Here is a 2,789-nt window from a genome sequence, read left to right as displayed (position 1 = left end):
CACGCTCTCATGGGGATGGGACGTAACAAGGTTTAAGTGAAGTCTCGATGTGTCATCGAGGAGAAGCCACTTGAGGTTATATGATCAAGCCTCACGGATCATTAGTACTGGTTAGCTCAATGCATTGCTGCACTTACACACCCAGCCTATCAACGACGTAGTCTTCATCGTTCCTTCAGGGGGCTCAAGGCCCCGGGAGATCTCATCTTGAGGCGCGCTTCCCGCTTAGATGCTTTCAGCAGTTATCGCTTCCGAACGTAGCTACCCGGCAATGCCACTGGCGTGACAACCGGAACACCAGAGGTTCGTCCACTCCGGTCCTCTCGTACTAGGAGCAGCCCCTCTCAAATCTCCAACGCCCACGACAGATAGGGACCGAACTGTCTCACGACGTTCTGAACCCAGCTCGCGTACCACTTTAAATGGCGAACAGCCATACCCTTGGGACCGACTACAGCCCCAGGATGTGATGAGCCGACATCGAGGTGCCAAACACCGCCGTCGATATGAACTCTTGGGCGGTATCAGCCTGTTATCCCCGGAGTACCTTTTATCCGTTGAGCGATGGCCCTTCCATACAGAACCACCGGATCACTAAGTCCTACTTTCGTACCTGCTTGATCCGTCGATCTCGCAGTCAAGCACGCTTATGCCTTTGCACACAATGCGCGATGTCCGACCGCGCTGAGCGTACCTTCGAGCTCCTCCGTTACTCTTTGGGAGGAGACCGCCCCAGTCAAACTACCCACCATACACGGTCCCTGGCCCGGATAACGGGTCGAGGTTAGAACGTCAAGCACATCAGGGTGGTATTTCAAGGATGGCTCCATGCCAGCTGGCGCCGACACTTCAAAGCCTCCCACCTATCCTACACAGATGAACTCAACGTTCAGTGTAAAGCTATAGTAAAGGTTCACGGGGTCTTTCCGTCTTGCCGCGGGAACGCTGCATCTTCACAGCGATTTCAATTTCACTGAGTCTCGGGTGGAGACAGCGCCGCCATCATTACGCCATTCGTGCAGGTCGGAACTTACCCGACAAGGAATTTCGCTACCTTAGGACCGTTATAGTTACGGCCGCCGTTTACCGGGGCTTCGATCAAGAGCTTCACCTTGCGGCTGACCCCATCAATTAACCTTCCGGCACCGGGCAGGCGTCAGACCCTATACGTCCACTTTCGTGTTTGCAGAGTCCTGTGTTTTTGATAAACAGTTGCAGCGGCCTGGTCACTGCGGCCCCCGACAGCTATAGCTCGCACGAGCCACCATCAGGGGCGCACCTTCTCCCGAAGTTACGGTGCTATGTTGCCTAGTTCCTTCACCCGAGTTCTCTCAAGCGCCTGAGGATTCTCACCCTGCCTACCTGTGTCGGTTTACGGTACGGTCTGCGTGACCTGAAGCTTAGAAGATTTTCCTGGAAGCGTGGGATCAGTGACTTCATCCATAAGGACTGGTCTCGGTGCTCGGTGTTAAGAGGACCCGGATTTGCCTAAGTCCTCCACCTACCGCCTTTCCCCGGGACAACCAACGCCCGGTACACCTACCCTTCTCCGTCTCTCCATCGCAGTCACGCGAGGTGCTGGAATATTAACCAGCTTCCCATCGACTACGGCTTTCGCCCTCGCCTTAGGGGCCGACTCACCCTGCGCCGATGAACGTTGCGCTAGGAAACCTTGGGCTTTCGGCGTGCGGGCTTTTCACCCGCATTATCGTTACTCATGTCAGCATTCGCACTTCCGATACCTCCAGCAAGCCTCTCGACTCACCTTCGCAGGCGTACGGAACGCTCCTCTACCGCGCACACAAAGTGTGCACCCATAGCTTCGGTATACTGCTTAGCCCCGTTAAATCTTCCGCGCAGGCCGATTCGACCAGTGAGCTATTACGCTTTCTTTAAAGGGTGGCTGCTTCTAAGCCAACCTCCTGGCTGTCTATACCTTCCCACTTCGTTTCCCACTGAGCAGTAATTTGGGGACCTTAGCTGATGGTCTGGGTTGTTTCCCTTTTCACGACGGACGTTAGCACCCGCCGTGTGTCTCCCGTGCTCGCACTTGCTGGTATTCGGAGTTTGCCATGGTTTGCTAAGTCGCGATGACCCGCTAGCCATAACAGTGCTCTACCCCCAGCAGTGATACACGAGGCGCTACCTAAATAGCTTTCGAGGAGAACCAGCTATCTCCGAGTTTGATTAGCCTTTCACTCCTATCCACAACTCATCCCCTACCTTTTCAACGGGAGTGGGTTCGGACCTCCAGTGCGTGTTACCGCACCTTCATCCTGGTCATGGATAGATCACTCGGTTTCGGGTCTACACCACGCGACTATTCGCCCTATTCAGACTCGCTTTCGCTTCGCCTCCCCTATACGGTTAAGCTCGCCACGTAATGTAAGTCGCTGACCCATTATACAAAAGGTACGCAGTCACCCCACGAAGGGGCTCCCACTGCTTGTACGCATACGGTTTCAGGTTCTATTTCACTCCCCTCTCCGGGGTTCTTTTCGCCTTTCCCTCACGGTACTGGTTCACTATCGGTCGGTCAGTAGTATTTAGCCTTGGAGGATGGTCCCCCCATGTTCAGACAGGGTTTCTCGTGCCCCGCCCTACTCACTTATCATCGACTACGCCCTTTAACCTACAGGGCTATCACCTTCTATGGCCGGACTTTCCAGACCGTTTGGATAGAACGTAATCGACTTTTGGGCTGTTCCCCGTTCGCTCGTCACTACTCAGGGAATCTCGGTTGATTTCTTTTCCTCCGGGTACTTAGATATTTCAGTTCCCCGGGTTCG

General features: G+C 54.4%; 1 rRNA gene (cut by a window edge). It reads right to left on the bottom strand.

From position 1 onward, the window contains the following. Window positions 1–80: 80 nt before the first annotated feature. Window positions 81–2,789, bottom strand: a 23S ribosomal RNA gene (locus tag WDB66_RS15145); it runs 171 nt beyond the window's last position.

Origin of the sequence: Denitratimonas organivorans, from assembly GCF_037478135.1 — a bacterium.
Taxonomy (GTDB): domain Bacteria; phylum Pseudomonadota; class Gammaproteobacteria; order Xanthomonadales; family Xanthomonadaceae; genus Denitratimonas.
Note: the sequence above shows the minus strand (reverse complement) of the source record. Positions and strands in the feature narration are given on the sequence as shown.